Below are 24,265 nucleotides of genomic sequence, written 5' to 3'. Positions count from 1 at the left end.
CATTGCTCAGAAGGCTGCTTCGGCAAGTTTCATGATGTCGTTGTCGAGGTCGGACAGCACGGTGCGTGTAGAGGTCAGTTCGGGCAGGACGTTGCGGGCGAAGAACTGCGCGATCGCGGCCTTGCCGTGGTAGAACGCCTCGTCCGAACCGCTGTCGAGGGCGGCTATAGCGACCTCGGCCTGACGCAGCAGCTGCCAGCCGATGACCAGGTCACCGACGGCCATCAGGAAGCGGACCGAACCCAGGCCGACCTTGTACAGCTCGGTCGGCTGGTCCTGGGCGCCCATCAGGTGCCCGGTGAGGGTGGCGGCCATGGCCTGCACGTCTTCGAGGGCGGTGGCCAGCAGCTTGCGCTCGGCCTTCAGGCGGCCGTTGCCGGCTTCGGAGCTGATGAACTTCTGCACCTGGTCTGCCACGTGGGCCAGGGCCACACCGCGGTCGCGGGCGATCTTGCGGAAGAAGAAGTCCTGCGCCTGGATGGCGGTGGTGCCCTCGTACAGCGAGTCGATCTTCGCGTCGCGGATGTACTGCTCGATCGGGTAGTCCTGCAGGAAGCCGGAGCCACCGAAGGTCTGCAGCGAATCGGTCAGGTACTGGTAGGCGCGCTCGGAGCCGACACCCTTGACAATCGGCAGCAGCAAACCGTTAACGCGTGCGGCCAAATCAGCGTCGATGCCGGAGACGTGCTCGGCGACAACGGGGTCCTGGTGCGCGGCGGTGTATAGGTAGACCGCGCGCAGACCTTCGGCATAGGCCTTCTGCATTGCGAGACTGCGCCGCACATCTGGGTGGTGGGTTATGGTGACGCGCGGCGCGGTCTTGTCGGTCATCTGGGTCAGGTCGGCACCCTGCACGCGCTGCTTGGCGTAGTCGAGAGCGTTCAGGTAGCCGGTCGACAAGGTCGCGATCGCCTTGGTGCCCACCATCATCCGGGCGTGCTCAATGACCTTGAACATCTGCGAGATACCGTCGTGGACCTCACCGACGAGCCAGCCTTTGGCTGGGATACCGTGCCTGCCGAAAGCCACCTCGCAGGTTGCCGATACCTTCAGGCCCATTTTGTGCTCGAGGCCGGTGACGAACACGCCGTTGCGATCGCCGAGTGCCCCCGTGGCGGGGTCGAAGTGGAACATAGGCACGAAGAACAGCGACAGGCCCTTGGTACCAGGGCCCGCGCCCTCGGGGCGCGCCAGCACCAGATGCATGATGTTGGGGAACAGGTCATCGGAATCGGCGGAGGTGATAAACCGCTTCACACCTTCGATGTGCCAGGACCCGTCGCCCTGCTCGATCGCCTTGGTGCGACCGGCGCCCACATCCGAACCGGCGTCGGGTTCGGTGAGCATCATCGTCGCGCCCCAACCCTGCTCGACCGCGATCTGCGCCCACCTCTTCTGCTCATCAGTCGCGTTGTCGAAGAAGATGTTCGCGAACTGTGCCCCGGCCATACCGTAGAAATACGCTGCGGGTTGGGCGCCCAGAATGAGCTCGGACAGCGCCCACAGCACGATCGACGGCACCGTGATACCGCCCAATTCTGCTGCAATACCGAGCTTCTCGCATCCGACGTCGACCAGGCAGCGATAGCTGCGCTTGAACGTCTCGGGCAGCGCGACACGGTGGGTCTCTGGATCGAACACCGGTGGATTGCGATCGGCATCGGCGAACGACTCACCCAACGGGCCCTCAGCCAAACGGCGAACCTCGTTGATCATCTCCTTGACGGTGTCGGCCTCCAGCTCGCCGAACGCACCGCTTTCCAGAACCGAACCCAGGCCCAATACCTCGAAGAGGTTGAACTCCAGGTCACGAACATTGCTTCGGTAGTGCCCCATATTCGACTGCCCCCTCCCGCTACATGGTCCGGATCGGGGCGAGGTGATCCTCGCCGATACGGGCACGCAGGTCGGCATCGGTGACGCCGAGGCCCTCCGACGGAGCCAAGCAAAGCACCCCGACCTTGCCAATGTGTGTGTTCTCTTGAATCCCGCGCGCGGCCTCCCCGACCTCTGCAAGCGGGTAGACCTCAGACAGCATTGGTGAGATACGCCCTTGTTGGATCAACCGATTGACCTGCGACTGCTCGTATAGGTTGGCTCCGTGGCTGCCGATGATCTTCTTCATCCGCATCCACAGATAGCGGTTGTCGAAATTGTGCGCGTACCCGGTGCTCGAACCGCACGTGACGATAGTTCCGCCGCGGGCCGCTACGAAGACAGAAATCCCGAACGTATCTCTGCCGACGTGTTCGAAAACTATTCGGGGATCCTCCCCGATCTCCTGCCGGATCAATTTCCCCAGCTTCCGTCCCGCGCGCACCGTGGCATCGGGATCGGCCGAGATCTCGCCGATCTCTCGTCGGTCGATCACCGTTTCGCAGCCGAGCCGCCGGGCGATCGCCGCCTTCTCCGGCGAACTGACCACGCCGATCGGAATACCGCCGCCGTTGCGAACGAACTGCACGGCATATCCACCCAAGCCGCCGGCAGCTCCCCAGATGAGAACCACATCGCCCTGCCGCATGCGCGCACCATGCTCACCGACGAGCATGCGGTAGGCGGTCCCCGCGCACAAAGGATTGCAGGCTGCTTCCTCCCAGCTCAGATGGTCGGCCTTGGGCAGCAACTGACTAGCCCGGGCGACGGCGTAGTGCGCCAGCCCGCCGAAGTTGGTCTCGAACCCCCATGCCCGCTGCTCGTCACCCATCATGCCGTCGTGATGGGTCAGCGGCTCCTGATCGTCGACGTGAGCGGTCGCGACCACGACATGGTCTCCCACCTTCCACTTGCGCACACCAGAGCCGACGCGCACCACGACCCCCGACGCGTCGGACCCGAGTACGTGGAACGGCTGATCGTGGCGCGCGGCCCATCCGCCCTGCTTCCCGTAGTGCCGCAGGAAGTTGAACGTCGGCAGCGGCTCGAATATGGCGGACCAGACGGTGTTGTAATTCATTGCCGCCGCCATGACGGCGATCAGTACCTCGTCGGGGGCGAGCTCGGGCATGTCCACTGGCCCCACATGAATGGATTTTCGGACATCCTTGTCGGTCACCTCCGAGAACATCTCGACATCCTTGGCGCGCACATGTGCAGCGGTGTACCGGGTGGGCACCGGAATACGCTCGAGTTCCTCGGGTGATGCCCCCGACACGACAGCAGTAGACAACTCGTCCATTTTCAATCCTTCTTTCACCGGCGTTAGCCGATGGGTATTAATGCGATTGGATGGTGGCGGCAGTGACTATTTCCACCAGAACGCCGCCGCAGTCGTGGGGATGGAGAAAGGTGGCACGTGATCCCATCGAGGCCGCCCGCGGCGGATCGAAGAGAACGTCCACACCGCGAGCCCGCAGCACCGCCGAGGCCCGATCGACGTCGGCGCACCCGAACGCGACGTGGTGCAAGCCCTCACCCCGCGTCCGCAGGAACTTACCTACCGGAGAATCCGCCCGGGTCGGCGCGAGCAATTGGATATAGGTGGCGCCACCATCGTCGGCGCCATTGAGCCGGATCATAGCTTCGACGACGCCCTGGTCGTCATTGCGCTCGCGGTGACATACTTCGAGGTCGAACGCCGCTCGATAGAGGCGGACAGCCTGATCCAGATCGTGGCACGCAATACCGACATGATCGAGCCGGGTGAACAGACTCATCACTCCCTCCCTCTCTGGGCACGGGTCGCGGCCAGCACCGCTTTGAGTACGCGCCCTTGCCCGACCGCGGTCAGCGCATTGGCGAATTCTTCGAGTGGGTAGACGGTCACGAGCCTGGACAGATCGAAGCGGGATGCCAGTGCCGGCAGCATCCGTACGTACTCGACCAGATGCGCTCCGGAGAACGCCCACGAGCCCACGACAGTCAGTTGCTGGCGCACGATGTGATGCGGGTTGATTGTGGTTGGCCCCGCGTCGGTGTACTGGCCGACAATCAGGTATGCACCGCCGCGGCGCGCGAATCCGATGCCCTGTGCGACGGCTTCAGGCACCCCAGTGCATTCGACGACGAGATCTGCTCCTGCGGGTACTAGCTCACGAACCTGCCGTGCGGCCGCTTCCGGCCCCTGATCGATGATGTCGATGTGCTCGTCGCCGATACCGCTCTGTTTCGCCTTCTCTAGGCGCCCCGCAGGGCCGCCCACGATGATCACGCGCTGAGCACCGGCCAGCTGGGCGAACGCCGCGGCGGCGAGGCCGACCGGACCGCTGCCCTGCACAACCACGGTTTCGCCTAGACGCACGGGGCGTCGTTCGAACAGCGCATGGACCATGGTTGGTCCGGCACAGGCGAAGGCAATGGCTGTAAGATCGTCTATCGCGTCCGGCACCTTGATCACGGCGGCGCCGGGATGTAGTCGAATATATTCCGCCCACGCTCCCGATAGCGCATCACCTTCGAGTGCAGGGCGATTGACACCATACGTGAGTCGGTTCTCGCACAAAGTAGGCTCGCGATACTGTCGGCACGGCACACAGGTGCCACACGCGATAGAGGATGCCCACATAACACGGTCGCCCGGCGAGAGTTGCTCGCCCAGGGCATCGGTCATGTCACCTCCGATTTGGCTGACCGTGCCCAGCCCCTCGTGACCGAGGACCAGTGGCAACGGAATCGGCAGATGCCCTCGCTGCAGATGCAGATCCGTGCCGCACACACCGCCGTAGGTGCCAGCGATCAGGAGTTCGCCCGCCTCGGGTTCGGGGATGCTGAACTCCCGCAGCGACGGCGTTGCGCCGAATTTGTCGAGAACGACCGCGCGCGCCATCACTTCTGGCTCCACACAGGTGATTCCAGCGGGCGCACATCGTCGCCGACCAGGTAACTGGCGCGCGGTTCGGCGGTCCGGGGAAGGTTGGAGCAGGAGTTGTAGGTTGCGATGAGCAGCCGTCGCCGGGTCGGCGACATGTTCGGCGCCGACCCGTGAACGATCTCCGGGGAGAACAAGACCACGGATCCGGCCGGCGCCTGCACGCTACGCATCCCGAACTTATCGACCAGGTGGGCGACGTTCTGCGGCTGCAGGGCGATGTCCTCCGGGTCGAGGTGCAGCTCCGAAGCCGATGCCTTGTCGCGCTTGTCACGCAGACTGCCTGTCTGATGCGAGCCGGGCACGAAGATCAACGGGCCGTTGAACTCCGTTGCCTCGTCTAGTAGCAGCGCGGCATTGACCAGTCGTGCAGACGGCAGCCAGTCGGCGATCTTCCACGCAGTATAATCCTGATGCCATGACACTCGGTCCTTGCCGAAAGCGGGCTTCACATTGATCTTGAACTGGTAGACATATACGTCCCCACCCACGAGTGTGCGGGCCGGGTGCAGCAGCTGTGGCGAGCGAACGAGATCGGCGAAAACGTCGATACGTTGATGCGAGCCGTACAGGGCCACGAGCTCGTTCGCCTCCGCGTCGAGGATCCGATGCGGGCCCTCGGCGTCATCGGTGTCCATCGCATCGAGCAGCGAAGCGACTTCGTACTCGTTGAACACGGATTCCAGCACGAGAAATCCATCGGATTCGTAACTTCGGATCTGCTGATCTGTCAGCCGCATTTCAGACAACCTTTGTTTCATATTTTCACACGTACGGGAAGGGACACCAACCCGTGGGTAATGGAGCTGGACTGCCAACGGAGCGTTTCGAGGTCCGTGGCTGCGGAGATATCGGAGTAATGCGCCAGCAGACTCGACACGGCCACCTGGGCCTCCCGCCGGGCCAGAGCTGCACCGGCACAGCGGTGAATGCCGTAGCCGAAGGCGAGATGTCGATTGTCGAGTCGGTTCGGCTCGAGCTCGTCCGGTCGCTCGAACTTGTTCGGGTCGCGGTTGGCGCTGGCCAGCGATACGACCACGACCTGCCCCGAATCGATCTTCTGCCCGCCGATTTCGATCGGCGCTGTTGTGAATCGCGGCGGCGAGACATTGCCGGAACTCTCGTAGCGCAGCATTTCCTCGATGAATGCTGGCACGATTCCCGGATCCGCACGCAGCTCCTGCATCAGCCCGGGACGCCGCAGCATCGTCAGGATGGAATTCCCAATGAGTGCTGCGGTTGTCTCCTGGCCGCCGAGTAGCAGCGCGTTTACCATGGCGACCAACTCCCTCCGCTCCAGCCGTTCACCGTCGTCGGGCGGTCTCATAAGATCGGAGAGGAAGTCTGTGGCGGGTCGTCCGTCGCGCAGGTCCATCAGTCGGTACACATACTTCTCGAAACTGGCCGCAGCGGCGTACTTCTCGGGGGTTCCAGCGGCTGACAGTTGAGTCTGCAGCCAGCCCTGGAACTCGCCCCGGTCGGCGGGGTCGATGCCGATAAGTTCGCATACCACGGTGACGGTGAACGGGTACGCGTAGGCGCTGAGAATGTCGACCTCGGCCGCCGTGCCCACCGATTCTAGAATTGATTCTGCGATCTGCGGGATTTTCGAATCGAACTCACGGATCGCCCGCCCGGTCAGCGCCCTCATAGCGATCTTGCGCAAACGAGTGTGCCGCGGCGGATCGGAATACACGAGGTTGTCGTTCACCGGCGGATCCAGACGCAGCGGTATGTTGGCGTTCAACTGGGCCAGTGTGCCGGCCGGACCGTACAGATCCTTGCTGATAGTCGGGTCGCTGAGCACCTGTTTCGCCAGGTCGTATCCCGTGACCATCCACGCGCGCAAGCCATTCGGTAACTGGACGTGGTGAACCCGGCCGTGTTCGTTGAGGACGCGGTAGGTGTCCTGGGGATTTCGGTAGAAGTCCTCGGTCAGGCGATGTATCGAATCAGCGGTCATTGTTCATCCTTGTGCACAGTGTCGGATCGGTGATGCCGAAATAGAAGCGTCCCCATGAATGTCAGAATCCCCATGACCGCGGCAGCGGTGAAGGCCGAGGTCACGCCGTGGACGAGGACCTGGTCCGGTGCTGCGGTCAGGTGTCGGGTCGAGCCACCGAATACTGTGATCAGGATGGCTAAACCGAGAGCGGCGCCGGTCTGCTGAGTCGCTTGCAACGACCCACCCGCCACGCTCGCCAGATCCGGAGGAATATCGGCCATGACAATGACACTTAGCGGCATGAGGGCAAGTCCCGTACCGCAGCCCATCAGCGCCGCTGTTATGAATACCAGGGGAAAATAAGCAGTGTTGGTGTTCAATTGGGTCGGCAGCGCAAGCCCGGCGAACAGTATCGCCGCGCCGACCATGGTGACCCGTCTTGGACCGAAACGCTGCAGCATGTGCGGGATAACCCGGATCATGGCGAACATCAGTAGTGCAGTGGGCAGAAATGCCAGCCCGGTGGCAAGCGGGCTGAAGCCGAGCGCGTCCTGCAGGTAGAGCGTCATAAAGAAGAACATCGACATGCTGCTCATGTATCCTACGAACACTGTGCCGTAGGCAGCCGCGCGGTCGCGTTCGGTGAACAGCCGCAACGGCAGGAGCGGTTGCGCTGAATTATGTTCTATCGCAAGGAAGATGATGGTCAGGAAAGCGCCGAGCGCGAGTGCGGCCCCAGCTACCGGGTCGTCCCAGCCGTTCGATCCCGCACAGATGAATCCGTACACTAGTGCGGAGATCCCGGCGGTTGCGGCGGTCGCTCCGGGAAGACCCAGCCGACCTGTATTTCGCTCTACGGTCGGCAGATTCCGCGATATCACGACAAGCGCGAAACCGCCGAGTGGAACATTAATGAACAGTACGGACCGCCAGGTCAGCCATTCGGTGAGCAGGCCACCGGCAATCAACCCGAGTGCGAATCCCGCACCCGCCATCGCTGAATACAGCGACAATGCCTTCATCCGCGCCGAGCGCTCGGTATAGAGGGCGGTCAGCAGCGCGAGGGTGTTCGGCGCTGCCAAGGCCGCGCCGATACCCTGCCCCACGCGGGCGATAAGCAGCCAGGACGGGCCCTGTGCCAGGCCGCCGACCAGGGAGGCCGCCGCGAACAGTGCGATGCCTGCAATGAACACCCGTCGTCGCCCGAGCAGGTCGCCGGCCCGCCCACCCAATAGGAGCAGCCCGGCGAACACCAGCGTGTACGCGTCGATCACCCATGACAATCCGGTAGCGCTGAAATTCAGGTCGGATTTGATCCGGGGGAGTGCGACGTTCATGACCGTTACGTCGACGATGATCATCAACTGGCAGACGAGCAGACCCGCCAAGATCAAACTCTTCCCACGGACGCTATTCGATATTTCTAATGGTGCAGCGGAATTGGACACGTTATTCTCCGGCGACTGGCTCAGGAAACCGAGATGCGTACCATCTTTCTGGGTGCGTCAACCGGGTAGGCGGATCTACCGTGCACCACGCGCAAGTTGTCCATGATGAGGATCTGGCCCACCTCCCATCGGTGCGCATAGGTGACCTCTGGGCGGCAGAACACTGTATCGAGCTGTTCGAATAGCGCGAGGCTCTGTTTCCTGGTGTAGCCGACCACCGATGCTTGGAAGTTGCGTGTCGGGTCCTCCGGGTAGTCCACTCCCATGCGCAGTGCATCGCCGCCCGTGACCGGATCCACCTGGATCGGAGCGACCACGAGATTTCCGTCCGGCCGCTCGTTGTAGAATCCGGAGACATTCGAGCGGTACTCGATCTCGATATCGCGTAGTCTCGCCACGAGGTCGCTCGGAGCGGAGGCGAAGAATGAGCTGCTGGTGGCGATGAGTGTCTCGCCTCCTGTGGGTGGAGCCTCCAGACACTCCAGTCCGATATAGCGCACGCCGTCGGCATTGAAGAACCCGTCAGCGTGCATCGGAATCGCGCCGGTTCGGAACTGCGAGTTGTTGGTCTGCGGACGCTGCTCCTGGATCAGTTTCGTGCCGTATCCGTATTCGACCGGCTCGCCGAGGGAAGCCATGATGTCCTCGAGCGTCAGGCACTCATTGCCGTCTGACTCGAGCACGACGAACCCGTACTGCTCGAGCTTGTCGCGGTAGCGGGACCGAGGACTGCGGTCGCAGCGCGCGTGCTCGGCCAATTCCCTCATATCGGTAGTTGTCTGCACAGGCATGCCCTTCATGAACTCGTGCCCAAGGTGTGTTGGGTGTAGGCCGTTGCGATGGGGCCGAATTGGAGTGCGGCATGCGATCCCGCGGTGTGGACGTCGCGCCACAGTCGCTGCAGTGGGGCACTGGTGCTGTGCCCGCCAGAGCCCGAGGCGCGGAATAGCCGATCCACGGCATCGACCAGAAGCCCTGCGGCGAAGGCGCAGTCGCGCCTGTTGCGGACAACGTCGGCTCGACTGAAGGTCGATGCGGTATCGGCGAGGTAGGCGACCCGCTCGAGAATCAATCCCGCCGCGTCGATCTCACTCGACGCGCGGGCATACACCGGTGCGATGTAGGTGAGGTCCCGAGTCGCGACCAGTTGCTGCCACAGTCGCAGCGCTCCGCGGGCCGCGCCCAATATCGGCATAGAGAAGGCGAGGGAATTGACCGCCAGCATGGGCACCGCTCTACCGTCGGGGCCGACCGGCGGAGAGTCGGTCTCGGTGAGCGCGCTCGACGGAAACGTCAGCGACGCGGGAACGAACAGCTGCTCGGCGACCACGGTGTGGCTCCCAGTGGCGAGCATCCCGGTGCTGTCCCACGTCCGTTCGATGCGGATATCTGACTGCGGCACAAGGCATATTCGTCCTGTCGGCTCGCCGCCGGACTCGACGATGGCGGCCAGTAGCACCCAGTCCGCGCATTCGCAGGCCGACACGGTGGGCCACACCCCCGACAATATCCAGCCGCCGTCTCCCGGGGATACGATGCCCTTTGGCAGCACGCCACCGGCAATGAGCACGTCGGGTCTGTCGCCCCACAGGCGTCGCTGGCCTTCGACCGACAGGGCACCCGCTCCTCGTGTCATGAGGGCCGCCAGCACCGCACACCATGCCGTGGCCGGGCATCGGGCGCCGACGGTGGCCGCCGCCCGGGCCAGTGCGGTGAACGATCCGCCAGCGCCGGCGAATTCCGGCGGCGCGAAATGGCGTGCGAATCCCGCGTCGACGACCGCGTCGACCACTGTGATATCCGGAGTGCGCGCCGATTCGGCCTCTTCGGCCCGGTCAGCGGCCAGCTCCGCGACATCGAAAGCCCGGGCGGTCAGGCGCGCGTCGTGGTCGTACTCGATGGCCGTCATGCGCTCGCACTCTGCGCCAGGAGCCCGATGATCTTCTGGGCGAGGCGGACGACGGTCACCGGCTCGCGAAAGAATCCGGTAGGCTCGAATTCGATGTTGTACTGCTCTTCGAGTGTGGTGAGCACTCGGACCAGATTCACAGAATTGACGCCGACGCTGATGAGGTCCGCGGCGAATTCATCGGGGCCGATCTGGTAGCCGCGAGCACCGAGCTCGTCGGCGATCACCTGCTTGATGTCGGCTTCGCTCATTGGAATGCACTTTCGATCTCGTCCTGGATGCGCCTGGCGTTGTCGGGCTCGAATACGTCGAAATGTCCTCCCCCTAGCAGGATGCTCGGTGGACTGTCCGCCACTCGGCTCCACGCTCGCGGATCAGGCTCGGCCGGATATTCGGCGGCTCGTAGTTCGACGACGTGCGGTATGCCGACGGGGGGATGCCACTCGCGCAGCGCCACCATGTTCTGCTTGTAGACGTCAAATCTGCGGCGCAGGGTCTGATCGGTACGCACGTCCGCCGCGCGGACAGCCACGCCCCCCGACTGCTGGACGTCACCGACGAATCCCGCCAGCAAAGCGGCCTCGTCATCGTCGCATCGCCGCGCGGCCGTTGAGACGGGGGTGTCGATCGCGACGACACGTCGCACTGGATATGGGGCTTTGTGCGCGGCCTCGACGGCGAGGGCACCGCCGAACGACCAACCGACGAACACCACATCCGTGTCGGAGTCGTGCGCGGCGAGTTCACGCAGGCAGGCCGCGGCGATTTCATCCATCGCGGGCTGATCACCTAACGGGCTATCGAACCCGAGCACACGCACATCGAGATCGCCGGCCACACTGTGGATCAGCTCGGAATAGCACGAGACACCACCACCGACGGGCGGAAAGAAGACCACGCGACCGCGTGGGCGATCCACGCTCCGGGGCGCGAAACTCCACACCGCCGATTCCGTCGCCTGCCGCGCATTCGCGCACAGCCCGGCCAGGCCCGACACCGTGGGATCGCTCACGAATATTCCGAACGGAATGTCGTAGCCCAGCTTCGTCCGCAGCAACGACAGCAGCCGAATAGCATCTAGTGAGCCGCCGCCTGATTCGAAAAAGCTGTCCCGGCCGGGTGCGCGGCCCAGCACCTCGGTCCAGCACGCGGCCACCTCCTGCACGTGCAGGCCGCCTCCGGGCGGTTTTGCTGTGTCGGCCGCATCGGCAGCTGTGGGTGCGATCGCTCGTAGCCGCTGGTGATCGATCTTTCCGTTGCTGGTCAACGGAATCTCGTTCACCGCGACGAGGGCATAGGGAACCATGTAGGAGGGCAGTTCGTCGCGCAGCACAGTTATGGCTTGCGACGCCCAGGTTGGCGGTGCCAGCTCTGAGATGACGGCATATGCCGCGACTCCGCCACCGTCGTCGCCGACGCAGACGGCGCTGCGTCGGACGAATTCAAGCGTGTCGAGCACGGATTCGATCTCACCTAGCTCGACTCGGTGCCCGTTGACCTTCACCTGACTGTCCAAGCGGCCGAGGAATTCGACCACGCCGTGGCGATCGCGCCGCCCGCGATCGCCGGTCCGATAGATCCACCCGTACTCGGGATCGTCGATGAAGGCGGCCGCAGTCCGGTCGGGGTCATCGAGGTAGCCGTCGGCGACACCGCGGCCCGCGATGTAAATATCGCCGACATGCCAGTCAGGGATGGGTCGACGCTGGTCGTCCAAGACCAGAATGTTCTGCCCAGGCAATGGTCTTCCGTACGGAATTGACCGTCCTATCCTGTCGTCCGGTGTGACGCGATGGTAGATCGACCAGATCGATCCCTCGGTCGCTCCGCCGAGACTTATCACCTCGGCATCGGCGGAGATTTGCTGGAGCGCTGCGGGCAGCTGTTGGGGAATCCAGTCGCCACTGAGCAGATAGACGCGGACGCCCGGGAGTGCGACACCTTCTTCGCTCAGGAGCCCGGCTAGGGCCGGCGCCGAGTTCCAGACAGTCACGCCGTGTTCAGACACCGACCTGGTCCATGCGGACGGCTTTCGAGCAGCGTCCTCCGACAGCATTACGACTGTCGCACCGACGAGCAAGGGTCCGAAGATGTCGTAGATCGACAGGTCGAATCCGAGCGAGGACACCGCGAGAACGGAATCCGAGGGTGTGAGATCGATCAGACTGTTGACCGCCTCGATAGTGTTCAGCACGGCGGTGTGTCGGATCACGACGCCTTTCGGCTCTCCGGTCGATCCGGACGTGAAGATCACGTACGCGACATCTGCCGAGCCACGGTCCTGTACACGAGGGTTCGCATGCGCCGTTGGCGGATCAGAAACCGTGACTGCCGTGACTCCACGCATCAGCCACCCGTCGATCATGGTCTCGTCGGCGTCGGTCACGACCGAGCGCAGGCTCGCCTGGCGGGTGATGCGGTCGAGACGGCCGGGCGGCAGACCGCGATCGAGCGGTACGAACACACAGCCCGCCATGAGCGTTCCGAGCGCGGCCGCGATCTGACCGCGCCCACGGGCCATGTGGATCCCGACCCGTTCGCCGACCTCGGCTCCGACACTCACCAGACGATGCGCGATATCTGCGGCGGCGTCGACCAGGTCGGCGTAGGAGAGCAGCCCATCGGCGTCACGAACTGCAATCGCGTCAGGCATGCGCTCGGCAGTGTGCAGCACGCGACGATGCAGTGTGTCATGCGCCAGGAATGCCGGTCGCTGTGGTGGACGAGTCCAGGTCTTGTCATCGCTCGCCAGGCGCTGCACAATCCGGGTGTACTGCGCGACGAGATCGCCGACGAATCCATCGTCGAACGCATCTGTGCGCCAGTCGAAACCGAGCAGTATCGAGCCGTCAGCATCGACGCCGACCTGATGGTCGAGCAGTACCTGCGGGACGCGCATCTGAACGCTATCCCAATCTCGTTGCAGCCCTGAAGCCCTTTCGCGCTCGCTGTCGAGCTCGACCGCGGTGAACGCGAAGGGGTGGGCCAGCCGCCGCCGGTCGGCGGGTCGGCCCGTCAGGCGGGCAATATCAATTCCGCTCAACGACGAATGCAGGGAATGCTCCAGATAGCAGCTCTGGACTTCGCGCGCGAGGGTGACGAAGTCGCGCCCCTCCGCCGCTGGAATCTGCAGCGGCACGGTGGTTCCACAGTTGCTGATTGCCACACCTTCGTCCTGGCATCGGTGCCGCGGTTGAACCAGGGTGATGGTGTGAGCTCGGCCGCCGCCCATGGAACCCAGCAGCGTCCCGTATACGGTGAGGAAAATCATCGGGACCGTCAGCCCGTGCGCCCGTGCCGTGGCTGCAAGCGCTTGCCCCGCCTCGGGGTCGACGCGCACGATGCGATGCTCGACGGCGCGGCCGGCCTGTCGCCAGCCCGGCCGCAAGGGCAGATCCGCAGCCTCGGCCAAGGTAGTTGCGATTGCGCGCCAGTATTTTTCGTCGCGCGCGCGGGGGCCTTCGGGTGGTGCGGGCGCGACTGTCGCCTTCGGGGTTTGCGGATGATCCGTCGCCACCAAATCGGTCAGAAATCGTGCCAGCCCGACCCCGTCCATCAGCCACATGGCGTAGACGATGTGCAGCCGGGCTCGCTTATCGGAGCGGACAACGGTGATCCGCATCTGAGGCCAGTCATCGAATTCCAGAGTGTCGCACCTAAATTCGTCGGCAACCTCAGCGTCCACGGTGGTGAAGGTCTGCGGTGTGGTCTCGCGAACTACGACGGTGAGCCTGGCATCCTCAGGCATCGGGGTCGGTGTTAGGTCCGCACCGATGCGGGTGCGCAGGATGGGGTGGGTGCCGATCAGACGATCGACGCGCTGCTGTAGTCCGTCTACGAGTTCGGTGTTCAGCTCACAAGCCAGGTAGTACCTGGCCGGGCTGCGTAGTTCCAGCCCCTCTTGGTCCCCGACCAGATAGGCGCGCTGAATCGGTCCGAGGGCGATAGTAGAGGGCAGCGTGACCGACGCGAATTCAGGCATGAATCGTCTCCTGTGCTGCACCGATAGCCCACAGCAGTGTGCGGTGAACGCGGTGGATGATCTCGGCGCCGCCGATTCCCCGGCGGTAGTAGTACGTCATGACCATGTCGGCCCCGGACATTTGAAGCTCGCCCTGCAGCTGGTAGCGCAGTGACCGTCCCAGCGAGCGTGGTCGCCACGACCCGAGCTCGCGTACCGGGGTTCCTCGCGGCACGGGACGCTGGTTGAACAGGACCGTGGACAGGGGGAAGTAGTCGGTCGCGGGCAGGTTCAGATCGGCAATGCGCTGGTCGAACTCCCAATCGCTATGCTCGGTCCCCGCCGCCAGCTGATCGGCGAGAGCCTTGACGGCATCCGGCAGCGACGCCGAACCGGTCGCCCGGACGATGAGGGTGCCGGTGAACATGCCGACCACGGACGCATCTACGCCCGCCCGCTGCTGATTGGCGACAACGATCGGCAGCCCCCGAACATCGAAGATGGTGGACACGGCTGCCTCGAAGGCTGCGAGCACCACCGCAAATGCCGACACCCCCAATGTCTGTGCGATCTGGTGAATTCCCCGTGTGTGGAGCACCCCGAACGGCAGGGAGAGCAATTCTCCGGATGCCCCATCGCCGTCCTCGGACTCGGGCAGGTGGACCTGATCGACATCGGTGAGCAAATCCCGCCAATAGGTAGCGGATACGCCCCGCCGGTCCGATCGCGCCGTTGCCAGGCAGTAAGCGCGATAGGTACCCGTGCCGGCGCTCACGGAACGCGGTCTTCCGGACACCGCCGCACGAAGATCGGCGGCCAGCACATCCATGCCAGGGCCATCAACGAACAGGTGGTGCGCGGCGACGATTGCCGAGCACCCGTCGGTCCCGCGTACCAAGACCACCCGCAGCGGAGGCGGCGCGGAGGGATCGATCAACCTGCTCACCAGGGCCGCACGGGCGGATTCTACACGGTCTCGAAATTCTGGGGCGGACGTCGCGACCGCCAGATCGACGACCTCGACCGAAGGTGTCAGTTCTGCTGCTGGAGTGAAGGTTTGGCGCTGCCAATCCGGGGTGAGAGCGAGCCCGAGCGCATCGTGACGCTCGAGCAGCGTACGCAGTGCCTCCTCGAAAGCCCTGCTAGTCCACGGCCGGTCGAATCGAATCTCCCGAGACAAATTGCACCAGTTGGCGTTGCCGCCCGGCATGCAGATCCGGATGTACGCCACCTGACGGGTTGACAGCGGGTAGTCCCGCGCCGTGTCAATCCCGACGGGTTGCTCGCTGGGAGTCGGCACATCGTCGGTTCGGCGGGCGCGGATCTCCTTGGCCAGCTCACGGGTAGTGCGTAGGCCGAAGCATTCGGGCGTGGTGAGTGTGACCCCGTACGTGCGGTTTATTGTCGTGAGCGCCGCGAGCATGTCCAGGGAGGTCACCCCGACCTCGACGAAGCCGATGTCCGCGTGCTCCATCCCCAGTAGCGCACATAGCTGCTGTTCGAGCTCGGATCCGTCGCCTGCGGTCGCCTCTGGTGTGGGGGCTGCCGTCGTGGTGTCGTTCAAAGAGGCTAGCAGTGCGCGGCGGTCCACCTTGCCATTGCGCAGCGAGGGCAGGTCCGACCGCAGGTGGACGACGAACCGCGGCAGGTCGAAACGCCGGCCGAGCTTCTCGATCGAGGTCCGCATGTTCTCGGCGCGATCGGTGGAGACAAAGACCTGCGGCCCATCTCGATCGACTACTACGCACTGCACGACCCCCGGGAGTTGCACGACGGCATCGACGAACTCGTGGAACGAGATTCGCCGACCGCTGTACTTGATGTCGTTGCCCGCCCGGCCCAGGACGACGAGCTCGCCTCCGCCGGTACGGTATCCGAGATCGCCGGTGGGCAGCGGATTCGGGATTGGAACGATCCGGTGAACGGCACCGGATTCGAGGCCCAGAACCCCAAGCGCGGGTGATTCGGAGGCCAGATACACCTCGCCGATCCCGGAGCCGTCGTGGTCTACCGAGACCTCGATGCCCGGCCGTGGCACACCTACCGGTATCGGGTGGGTGGTGACGTCCTGCGCATTCCGACGGTACAGCTGGGCGAGGGTGGCCTCGGTCTGTCCATACAAGTTGACGATCTCGGCGTTGGGCGCCAGCACCGTCCACTGCTCGACGACCCGTCTGCCCAGCACCTCGCCCGCGCAGAAGATCAAACGAAGTTCGGTGAGCACCGTGCCCGCCAGCCGTGGTTCTGCGGCCAGTCGGGTCGCGACCGAGGGCACGAGGAACACTATGGTCGGCCGCGTGTCGATCAGGTGGCCGGCCAGGCGTGATAGATCCGATCGTGCGTCGATCGCCGGTAGTACCACGGTGCCACCGACCCCGAGCACCCCGAGCAGCTCGCGCAGCGAGGGATCGAAGTTCACCCGGGTCAGCGCCGCGCAACGGTCGGCTTTAGTCAGTCCGAATTCTTTGCTGAACCAGGCGAGGAAGTCCCGCAATCCCCGGCGACTGCCGACGATGGCCTTGGGTTCGCCTGTGGATCCGGAGGTCGGAATCACATAACTCGCATCTGGGTCAGTAAAAGTAGATGCAGTGCAGGCAGTTTCGGGAACAGAATCGATCACGATCGCACCGGTGTCCGAATCGAGCACTATCTCTCCGGCGCCGGAGGCGGCTCCCGCATACTGGTCCACTGTGGTGACGTCAGTGCTGATCACCACCGCCGGGCCCAGACGCCGCTCCAGCCAGGCATACCGATTCGCGCTCGTCCCGGCATCGACGGGCACCGGCACGGCCCCCGCCCGCCAGGTCGCCAGCAGCCCGACGAGATAGGCCGGACACAGAGGCCCCAGGACGAGGACCGCGGTCCGCGGCGGTGCCAGCGTGATGAGTCGATTGGCCAGGGCCGCGACAGCACTCTCGAGCTCGGCATAGGTGAGGCGGCGGTCGCCCCATTCGACGGCACTATCCGCTGGCCGCCCGTGGATGAAATCCCGGTCTGCCCCGAGCCTTTCGACGGCTCGCCGTACTGCGTCGTAGTCGGTCTTCCCGACAGCGGTCCGCGGTATGGCGTCGGCGAACGAATACAGCTGTGGTAGCTGGTATGGGCGCAGATGCCTCGCGACCCGTCGGCGAATCGCCTCGGCATCGCGAGAACCGTCCGCGACGACCAACGCTGCGACCTGCTCGCCGCCGTCGCCGTCGTCCACCCCGACCACCGCGCAGTCGCCGACGCCCGCACAGGCGCGCAGTGCGACCTCGATCTCGATCGGCGCGACCTTGTTTCCGGTTACATTGATGAAGGTGGATTTGCGCCCCCGCACCGACCAGCCGTTCGCTTCGACCGCGATCAGGTCGTGGGTACGCAGCCAGCCGTCAGCGAACATTGAGTGCTCGGCTTCGGGGTCGCGGTAGTAGCCGCGAGCAAGCGATGGTCCCCGCGCCAGGAGTTCGAACACCGATTCGTCGTCGGTCGGCTCCAACCGGATCTCGACATCGCGCACCGGAAAGCCGATCATGCCGGGCCCGGCATACTCGGAGTCCCATGCGATGATACCGATTTCGCCGAGACCGTACCCCTGACGGAGCGGAAGCCCGAACCGCTCGGCGAATTGCACCTGCGTGTCGGCGGAAATGGGTGCGCTGCCGGTGAGGGCTAGGCGCAACGACGACAGCATCGACGCGTTCACGCCTTGCGCGCCGACGAGCATCTGATACATCACCGGCAGACCACTGACGATCGTGACCGCATGGTGGTGGATCGCCCGCGTCAAGCCCCGGGCGGTCAGATGCGACCCGCGAGTGAAAACGACCGTCGCGCCGGCCAGCAGGGTCGGTAGGGTCAGGACGTCGATTCCATGGCCGTGCCATAGCGGGAGAGCGCACAGCACCACGTCTGTCGGTCGCAGCGCACACTCACGGCTCCAGGATTGCACGCGGGCGGCTACCGCCGCCTGGCTCATCACGATGCCCTTCGGTGCGCCGGTCGATCCCGACGTGCAGTGCACGACGAAATCGCCGGAGCAGTAGGCGTGGGCCCTGCGCCCATCGGTGCGGACGTTCTCGATACAGATTGACCCGGGCCCGGAGTCGCCGTCGCGAACCAGAAGATCCAGGTCGAATCTCGCCGCCATACGCGCAAGGTCCGTCGATGTCGATCGGCCATCCAACAATATGGTCACCAGGTTGCACTTTGCCGCCGCGAAATACGTGGCGACGAACCCGAGGGGATCGTCCACCGCGATCCCCAGTATGTGGCCGGAATGTGCAGCGGAACAAAGTGTTTCAGCGATGGCGTCTGTTGTTGCGAGCAGTCGGCCATACGAGGTGACTTCTTTATCGAAGTCGATCAGTGCCGGTGCATCGGGCCGCCGTATGGCGATGCGACGAAGGTTCGGATACAACGACATCAATTCGCGTCGACCGCTTTCTCGTCCGATGTGCCGAGCACACGCCTGAAGTGTTTGTGCATGGCCTTCGCCTTGAACCCGTTGCGGTGAACTGCCTGCGAGGCTGGGAGGGTACGCTGCAGCGCTGTGCGCATGGGCTCAGTGGACACGCGTTTTGTGCCGGCAAATGCGATGCGGGGGTAACTCCCTAGCCGTCGGGCGCGGGCCACGGCGCGATCGATCAGAAACTCTGGTTCGCACACCTCGTCCACCATGGTGTAACGCAGCGCTGCCTCGGGTCCGATCGGTTGGCACGACATGATCACGTGGCGCGCAACGTCGTAACTGCAGGTGGTCGTCAGCACGGTGGCGCCGACCGAGGCGCCGATTCCGTGCTCCAGTTCGGGCATGATGAAATCGGCCCGCGACGACATGATCTTCCAGTCGAACATCATCGCCAGCTGGAATCCGAGGCCGATGGCGTGATGATCCACAGCAGCGACGGCGGGTTTTCCGCAGTTCAACACGGCCAGATACATATCGGTGCACCAGGCGATGGTTTCGTCCACGATGTCGTCGTCCAACAGCATGCGTGCTTCGTTGAAGTCGCCTCCCGCGCTGAAACAGCGATCGCGTCCACCGGTGACCACGACCGCGCTCACCCCGTCGTCCCGATCGGCCTCGGCGAGGGCCTTCATCAGGTCCGCAGCGGTCTGCTTGCCGATCGGATTGGTGTATTTTTCGTGCGTAAGTGTCAGGAGGCGCACGCCCGCGACATCCTCGATCTCGATTCGCCTCATATATAACCCCTTAGCGTGTCACTGGTTTTCGATCAGATAGGCGGAAATCGCCGCCTTGAGACAGTCATCAGAATGGATAGGGCCGTCCGGAGATTTGAGCAGCGCCTCGACTAGCTGGGCCTCGATCAACCTGTAGAATCGTTCGGCGTCGACCTGCTCCACCCCGATGAGTCGTGCGACCGCGGCGTCGAGATTGCGTTCCACGCCGCTGCCATGATGCAAGGCCTGTTTGGGCCGCCACGCGACGCTGTCGGGCACCAGTTGCTCGGCGGCCAGGCGCATATGCCCCTTTTCCCGGTCCCGGTACCGCATGACCTCGGGCGCGGTATCCAAGGCCGCTTGAACGACCGAGGAATTCCAATACATGTGTCGTAGTGCGTATCCGTGGACCGCGGCTCCGACACCGGTGAGTTCGGAACTCGCCGCCGCCTCCGCCAGCCGTTCAGCGACTGCCTTCTGGATATCGGCGACGGGGCCCGAGCCGTCTCGGTTTCCCGAATTGATGAGGTCCGCGCCCACACCGGTCAGAATGGTCCCGGCGGGAATCGTCCCCTGTCGGTAGACGGCAACGAGATTCACTCCCGCCGCGACGGTTTCGCGGTCAGTGGTGCCGAGCATACGCACGGTTTCGGGCAGGGCCCGCAGAATCTCTTCCTCCGACAAGGCGATTCGTCGCACCGGAACACCGAGGTGGGCGCCGAGTTCGTCGGCCTCGGGGTATTCGTCGCCCCAAGGCGTGCCCAGGCTCGCCAGATGGTCGACTATTCCCGCCTGCTCGGCCAGCGCCGCCACCAGCCCCGAATCCACCCCGCCCGACACCACGACCGTGATCGGACGCGGTCCGCCGACGGCGGCGATCTCGCGGCGCAGGGCCGCGATCTGTCGGTTCCCGGCCTCGTGCGCGGTCTCACCGGAGATAGGAGCCGACGTCCAGCGTGCGGTTACCGTGTCCTCGACGGTGAGGCCGCCATGGGTGGTCGAGAACGTCACTGTTCGCCCCGCACCGATGGGGTACGGCGGGTGATCGGTGTGAGACCCGGTTGCGGCGACGATGCGGGCGAGCAACCCGGCGCGGTCGGTTCCGATAAGAAAGCGATCGGAATCGGGGTGAACCCAGTAATACAGCGTCGTCGGATTCAGCCGGTTCGTGCGGACCACGACCGCGTCGTTGCTCCACTCGATCGTGCCGCAGCTGTCCGGCCCGCCCGCGGGTAGGGGCCACTCCCGGCCGTATTCCTCGACCGTCAGTCTGCCGGCATCGGCGGCATCGGCGAATGCCAGTCCGAAGGGCGTGATCCAGCCCTCCAAGGACACCGAGGGATAGTTCTTCATTTCGGCCTCGACATCAGGCGACCGACAGCCGAATCAGTTTGCGCGACTGATTCGGAAATGCTGCTCGTCCGTGCAGAACTCGTCGATTGTCCAGCACCACGATTTGGCCGACCCGCCACTGGTGTCGGTAGAGCACACTCGGAAGATGCAGTGTCTCTTCGATTCTGCATAGTAGCTCCGCGCTCTGATCGGCGTCGTATCCGACGACGGTGGCGTCGTGGGTTCGCATAGGATCCTTCGGGTCGGTGAATCCGACGACGAGCTTCTCCTCGCCCGTATCGGGGTCGACCTGGATCGGAGCCAGGCGTGGGTGATCACCCTCCGCGCGGTCCTTGTAATATCCTCCGATGCGGTTGCGGTATTCGATGACGATATTCCGCATCGTCTTGAGTAGATCTTCCGCAGCATTGTCGAAAAACGCCGAGGATCGTGCCACTAGCGTTTCTCCGCCTACCTCGGGTGCGGTCAGGCACTGCATTCCGATGTACTTCACCAACGGCCCCGAATTGAACGTGGAGTCCGCGTGCAGTCGCATTCCCTTGGTGGTGAACTGCAGATTAACCGAATTCTCCAGTGGTTCGAGAGCCAGCTTGGTGCCGAATCCGTACTCGACCGGATCGCCCAGCGGGAGCATGATGTCCTCCAACTGGATAGGATGGTCATCTGTATCGGCTGGTTCGATGATTGCAAAGCCGAACTTGTCAAGTGCTTCTTGGAACTTACCGCGCCAATTGGACGTCGAGAACGTCACTTGTTCGGCAATTTCTTGGATGTCATACATTGCTTATCCTCGTTACATCCGAGCAGAATCGAGCCACGCATCGTACCTGCTCAGTGCTTGAACTCCTTTACACGCGCGCAGGCCGACATCGAGACAGTGAGAGAAAAGACTACTAGTCCGGCGGTCGAACCGAATCAACCGTGCATCATCTTTGGTGCGCTATCCACGATAGGTCAAGTTTCACTGTGGGTACAGCGTCTTATGTGGCCACAAACGGCCAACTTTCGGGTAGCGCCTGGCCCAACTCAGTGCAATAGGCCCAGTTCTACCGCGCGCGCCCCTAGCTGAAAACGGGTGGTGGTGTCGAGGCGGGCCATGATGTCGGCAACGTGCCGGCGGTAGGTGCGCGGCGAGACTGAAAGCTGCCGTGCCGCAACCTCATCGGTCACCCCGGCGTTGAGATAGCGCATCACCGTGATTGCGGTGGAGTCGAAGTCCTTGCGCCGCAGTTCCATATGGTTACGTAGGGGAAGACCCACAGACCAGGCCCGCGTGACAAACTTCCCGATCGAGCCCGGCAGAACCTTGCCGGTGAACAGATACGCCCGCGGGGCCCCGTCTGCAGAAGCCCATACGACGGCCTCGCGACGATCGACGATCATCGCGTTGTGGAAGTCGGTGTAGGTGACGCGTATCCGGTCGATCAACGGGCATCCGGCGCGTAGAGCGCGCTCGCCTCGGCTGTCAGCGTATTTGGGTGATACTAATATCCGGACCCGTTTGCCCACGGTTAGCATATCGCGTACCAGCAATTCTGCTGTCGGATACCGACGCTCCATCCGGATTGGGTCGGAGACGGCGAGAACAATCTCCCTCTGCACCGATTTCAGACGTCGCTGCAGGTCGGTACTCCATTCGCCCCCGGGGATCAGCTGCGCTATTCCGTCGATTTTGGCGACAGGATCGTTCGGTCCCGTAATGGCGCGATCCAACGCCAGTTTCGGTCGATCCACTTGGTCTACAATATCCGCATCCACGGCGGCCCCCGCCTTTCCCACCGGCATTGTTGCCAACTCCGATCTCGAAGGTACCCAACGCTACCGATCTTGACAAGAACATGTTCTAGTTTCTGATGTGACGTCTAATCGAGCGACGGCCGCGTACGCGATCATCCCTCTTCGTCCTGCCGTCGCGACTTGACGCTCCGGGTACTGAAGCACACTGACCGCGTTTGACAAACCGGGTGGTGTTGCTGGGACAGCAACCGCGTCCGAGGTGTATATGGGGTGTCAGAGCCGTTCGTCGACGGACGCCCAAACAGCCCGTATGTGTTCAACGGGCTCGTCGCCGGTGCCACGGTGGGAGCGCTGGCCGGCGGTGCCGCCGGTGCCGCCGCCGGGTTTGTGCCGACGATCCCCCTGGCTGTCGCCGGTGGCCTGGCGGGCGGGGCCGTGGGCTGTGTCGTCGTGCCGGCACTCGGATGCGGGGTCGGTGCGGGCGTGGGTGCTGGAGTAGGGACCTTGGCCGGAGTCGTGCTGTTCGGAGCACCCGGCATGATGGCCGGTGCAGCAGACAGTGCCGCTGCAGGCGGTGCGGCGGGGGCCTACGCGGGGGCGATGATCCCCGCCTGATCGCGCTTCGTGGCATTCGCACGGGTCCGATCAGATCAACCGGAAACCGGCGGGAAGGACCGCTCGAGAAGCTGAACCTGGTTGCCCTCATCCGTTGTCGCGCATCTGATCCGGTCCCGCGGTCTACTTGCCGTGGCAGATGACCCTTGCGCGGGCGCCGACGAGTACGAGGCCGCGTTTCTGGCCTTCCAGTCCTCGCGCTCGACTCCAGCGTGCCCGAACGAGCCACCGATACGGACTCCTGTGGGGGTGGGTGTGATGTCGGCCCATGGAACGAGGGGAACCGCCAAGGGCGGAAGGGCGGGTTATCCAGCGCTGGGCAGCCGGCGGCCCCGGTGGATGGCAGGGGCCGAAGCGTCGTCCCTTTCCGCTGAGCCGGCGGGCCTCTCGATCCGAGTAGCGATGATCACAGAAGAGCTTGGGGCACAACAGAACTGACTACCATTCCCGTGATGGTGTGGGGCGGGGACCGCAGACCCAACCCACACCGTCGCCACCCGCAGGTCCCGACCGAATCGGCACGTGCTTGGCGGCTCGTGAAGCGCGCCGTCGAAATCTGGGGAACCTCGCAGAACTAGGCCTGGGGACCTGAAGCTCAAGGTTTGTGGTCTCTGCCACGCCAGGGCGTCCGTTGGGTACGTAGGTGCCAGAGCGGGCGCAATCGGGTCCCGAGAGGGGTCCACTTGACGACGGTTCGGGTCGTCCCGAAGGTGCCCGAAAGTTCCCAAAACTACTGGTAGACCAGAATTTTCACGAACGTCGTGTTCTGGTCACTTCCCATAGTTTCCCGCTGATTCCGGTCATTTATGTGTGGTTGATGTGTGTCGCGTCGGATGCTGGGGTGGGCAGCGTCTTTACGTCTGAGAGCGATGAGCGTTTAACTGGCTCGAACTCCTTAAGGCGTGCAAAATATGACTCATCGGCTAAACATCTGTGCGGGACGGGGGACTTGCACACAGATCGTGTGTTGACCACGGGGTCGTCCGCACAACTGGCCAGCCTCACGCTGACCCCAAATTGGTGGCCAGCACCAATTCGACGCCAAGCTCCTCGCCGGCGACTGCCAGCAGCAGGGTGCTGTCCGGGCGGGTCCCGAATGCCACCGACGATACCGAGTTGGTGTGGCCGGTCAACGGTGGCCCGAGGGGTTGGTCGGTGTCGGGGTTCCAGATCCGGACCGTACAATCGTCGCTGCTGCTGGCCAGTAGCAGGGTGCCGTCCGGGCGGGTCCCGAATGCCACCGACAACACGTGGAGGGTGTGGCCGGTCAACGGTGGCCTCAGGGGTTGATCCGTGTCGGGGTCCCACACCCGCACCGTGTCATCGC

The 24,265-nt window shown here is 63.8% G+C and carries 18 protein-coding genes; 1 reads left to right on the top strand and 17 read right to left on the bottom strand.

The genetic code is table 11. From position 1 onward, the window contains the following. Positions 1-6: 6 nt before the first annotated feature. The 16 genes from NI2_RS09000 to NI2_RS08925 form a co-directional block, all read right to left on the bottom strand. Positions 7-1,836, bottom strand: a complete 1,830-nt coding sequence (locus tag NI2_RS09000) for an acyl-CoA dehydrogenase (protein WP_067488384.1) — start codon at positions 1,834-1,836, stop codon at positions 7-9. 19 nt (positions 1,837-1,855) lie between these two features. Continuing rightward, positions 1,856-3,178, bottom strand: a complete 1,323-nt coding sequence (gene ccrA / locus NI2_RS08995; RefSeq protein WP_067488382.1) for a crotonyl-CoA carboxylase/reductase — start codon at positions 3,176-3,178, stop codon at positions 1,856-1,858. Positions 3,179-3,215: 37 nt separating this feature from the next. Continuing rightward, complete coding sequence (gene mce / locus NI2_RS08990) at positions 3,216-3,656, bottom strand: methylmalonyl-CoA epimerase (RefSeq protein WP_208115358.1); 441 nt, start codon at positions 3,654-3,656, stop codon at positions 3,216-3,218. Next, on the bottom strand, positions 3,656-4,780 hold the full coding sequence (locus tag NI2_RS08985) for a zinc-binding dehydrogenase (RefSeq protein ID WP_243749939.1): 1,125 nt from the start codon (positions 4,778-4,780) through the stop codon (positions 3,656-3,658). The genes mce and NI2_RS08985 overlap by 1 nt, the downstream gene beginning before the upstream one ends. Beyond that, positions 4,765-5,547 (bottom strand): phytanoyl-CoA dioxygenase family protein, encoded by a 783-nt coding sequence (locus NI2_RS08980; RefSeq protein ID WP_067488378.1) that lies wholly within the window; start codon positions 5,545-5,547, stop codon positions 4,765-4,767. The genes NI2_RS08985 and NI2_RS08980 overlap by 16 nt, the downstream gene beginning before the upstream one ends. 17 nt (positions 5,548-5,564) lie before the next feature. Further along, complete coding sequence (locus NI2_RS08975) at positions 5,565-6,770, bottom strand: cytochrome P450 family protein (RefSeq protein ID WP_067488376.1); 1,206 nt, start codon at positions 6,768-6,770, stop codon at positions 5,565-5,567. Continuing rightward, positions 6,767-8,140, bottom strand: a complete 1,374-nt coding sequence (locus NI2_RS08970) for an MFS transporter (protein ID WP_243749938.1) — start codon at positions 8,138-8,140, stop codon at positions 6,767-6,769. Before NI2_RS08970 ends, NI2_RS08975 begins: the two co-directional genes overlap by 4 nt. Positions 8,141-8,220: 80 nt before the next feature. Further along, entirely contained in the window at positions 8,221-8,991 is a 771-nt protein-coding gene (locus NI2_RS08965; protein ID WP_166655780.1) for a TauD/TfdA family dioxygenase, read from the bottom strand. 5 nt (positions 8,992-8,996) lie between these two features. Then, complete coding sequence (locus NI2_RS08960) at positions 8,997-9,992, bottom strand: acyl-CoA dehydrogenase family protein (RefSeq protein WP_243749937.1); 996 nt, start codon at positions 9,990-9,992, stop codon at positions 8,997-8,999. 113 nt (positions 9,993-10,105) lie between these two features. Further along, positions 10,106-10,360 (bottom strand): acyl carrier protein, encoded by a 255-nt coding sequence (locus NI2_RS08955; protein WP_067488370.1) that lies wholly within the window; start codon positions 10,358-10,360, stop codon positions 10,106-10,108. Then, positions 10,357-14,091, bottom strand: coding sequence for a non-ribosomal peptide synthetase (locus tag NI2_RS08950; RefSeq protein ID WP_067488368.1), 3,735 nt, complete (start codon positions 14,089-14,091; stop codon positions 10,357-10,359). Before NI2_RS08950 ends, NI2_RS08955 begins: the two co-directional genes overlap by 4 nt. Beyond that, positions 14,084-18,475: an AMP-binding protein gene (locus NI2_RS08945; protein WP_084476218.1), complete on the bottom strand. Its 4,392-nt coding sequence runs from the start codon at positions 18,473-18,475 to the stop codon at positions 14,084-14,086. The genes NI2_RS08950 and NI2_RS08945 overlap by 8 nt, the downstream gene beginning before the upstream one ends. Beyond that, entirely contained in the window at positions 18,475-19,254 is a 780-nt protein-coding gene (locus tag NI2_RS08940; protein ID WP_067488364.1) for an enoyl-CoA hydratase/isomerase family protein, read from the bottom strand. The genes NI2_RS08945 and NI2_RS08940 overlap by 1 nt, the downstream gene beginning before the upstream one ends. 18 nt (positions 19,255-19,272) lie before the next feature. Then, a complete protein-coding gene (locus tag NI2_RS08935) occupies positions 19,273-20,586 on the bottom strand; it encodes an asparagine synthase C-terminal domain-containing protein (RefSeq protein ID WP_067488362.1) in 1,314 nt (437 codons plus the stop codon). A gap of 13 nt (positions 20,587-20,599) precedes the next feature. Further along, the gene (locus tag NI2_RS08930) at positions 20,600-21,367 is read right to left on the bottom strand and encodes a TauD/TfdA dioxygenase family protein (RefSeq protein ID WP_084476216.1); all 768 of its coding nucleotides are present in this window, start codon (positions 21,365-21,367) and stop codon (positions 20,600-20,602) included. 245 nt (positions 21,368-21,612) lie between these two features. After that, a complete protein-coding gene (locus NI2_RS08925) occupies positions 21,613-22,320 on the bottom strand; it encodes a helix-turn-helix domain-containing protein (protein WP_208115357.1) in 708 nt (235 codons plus the stop codon). Positions 22,321-22,593: 273 nt separating this feature from the next. Here NI2_RS08925 and NI2_RS08920 point away from each other — a divergent pair, with 273 nt between their 5' ends. Continuing rightward, complete coding sequence (locus NI2_RS08920; protein WP_133734071.1) at positions 22,594-22,938, top strand: hypothetical protein; 345 nt, start codon at positions 22,594-22,596, stop codon at positions 22,936-22,938. A gap of 1,001 nt (positions 22,939-23,939) precedes the next feature. Here NI2_RS08920 and NI2_RS08915 read toward each other — a convergent pair. Continuing rightward, a partial coding sequence (locus tag NI2_RS08915) for a WD40 repeat domain-containing protein (RefSeq protein ID WP_371851951.1) occupies positions 23,940-24,265 on the bottom strand: 326 nt, incomplete at its 5' end.

This window comes from Nocardia ignorata NBRC 108230 (assembly GCF_001612905.1).
GTDB lineage: Bacteria > Actinomycetota > Actinomycetes > Mycobacteriales > Mycobacteriaceae > Nocardia > Nocardia ignorata.
This window is presented reverse-complemented; position numbering and strand designations above follow the sequence as displayed.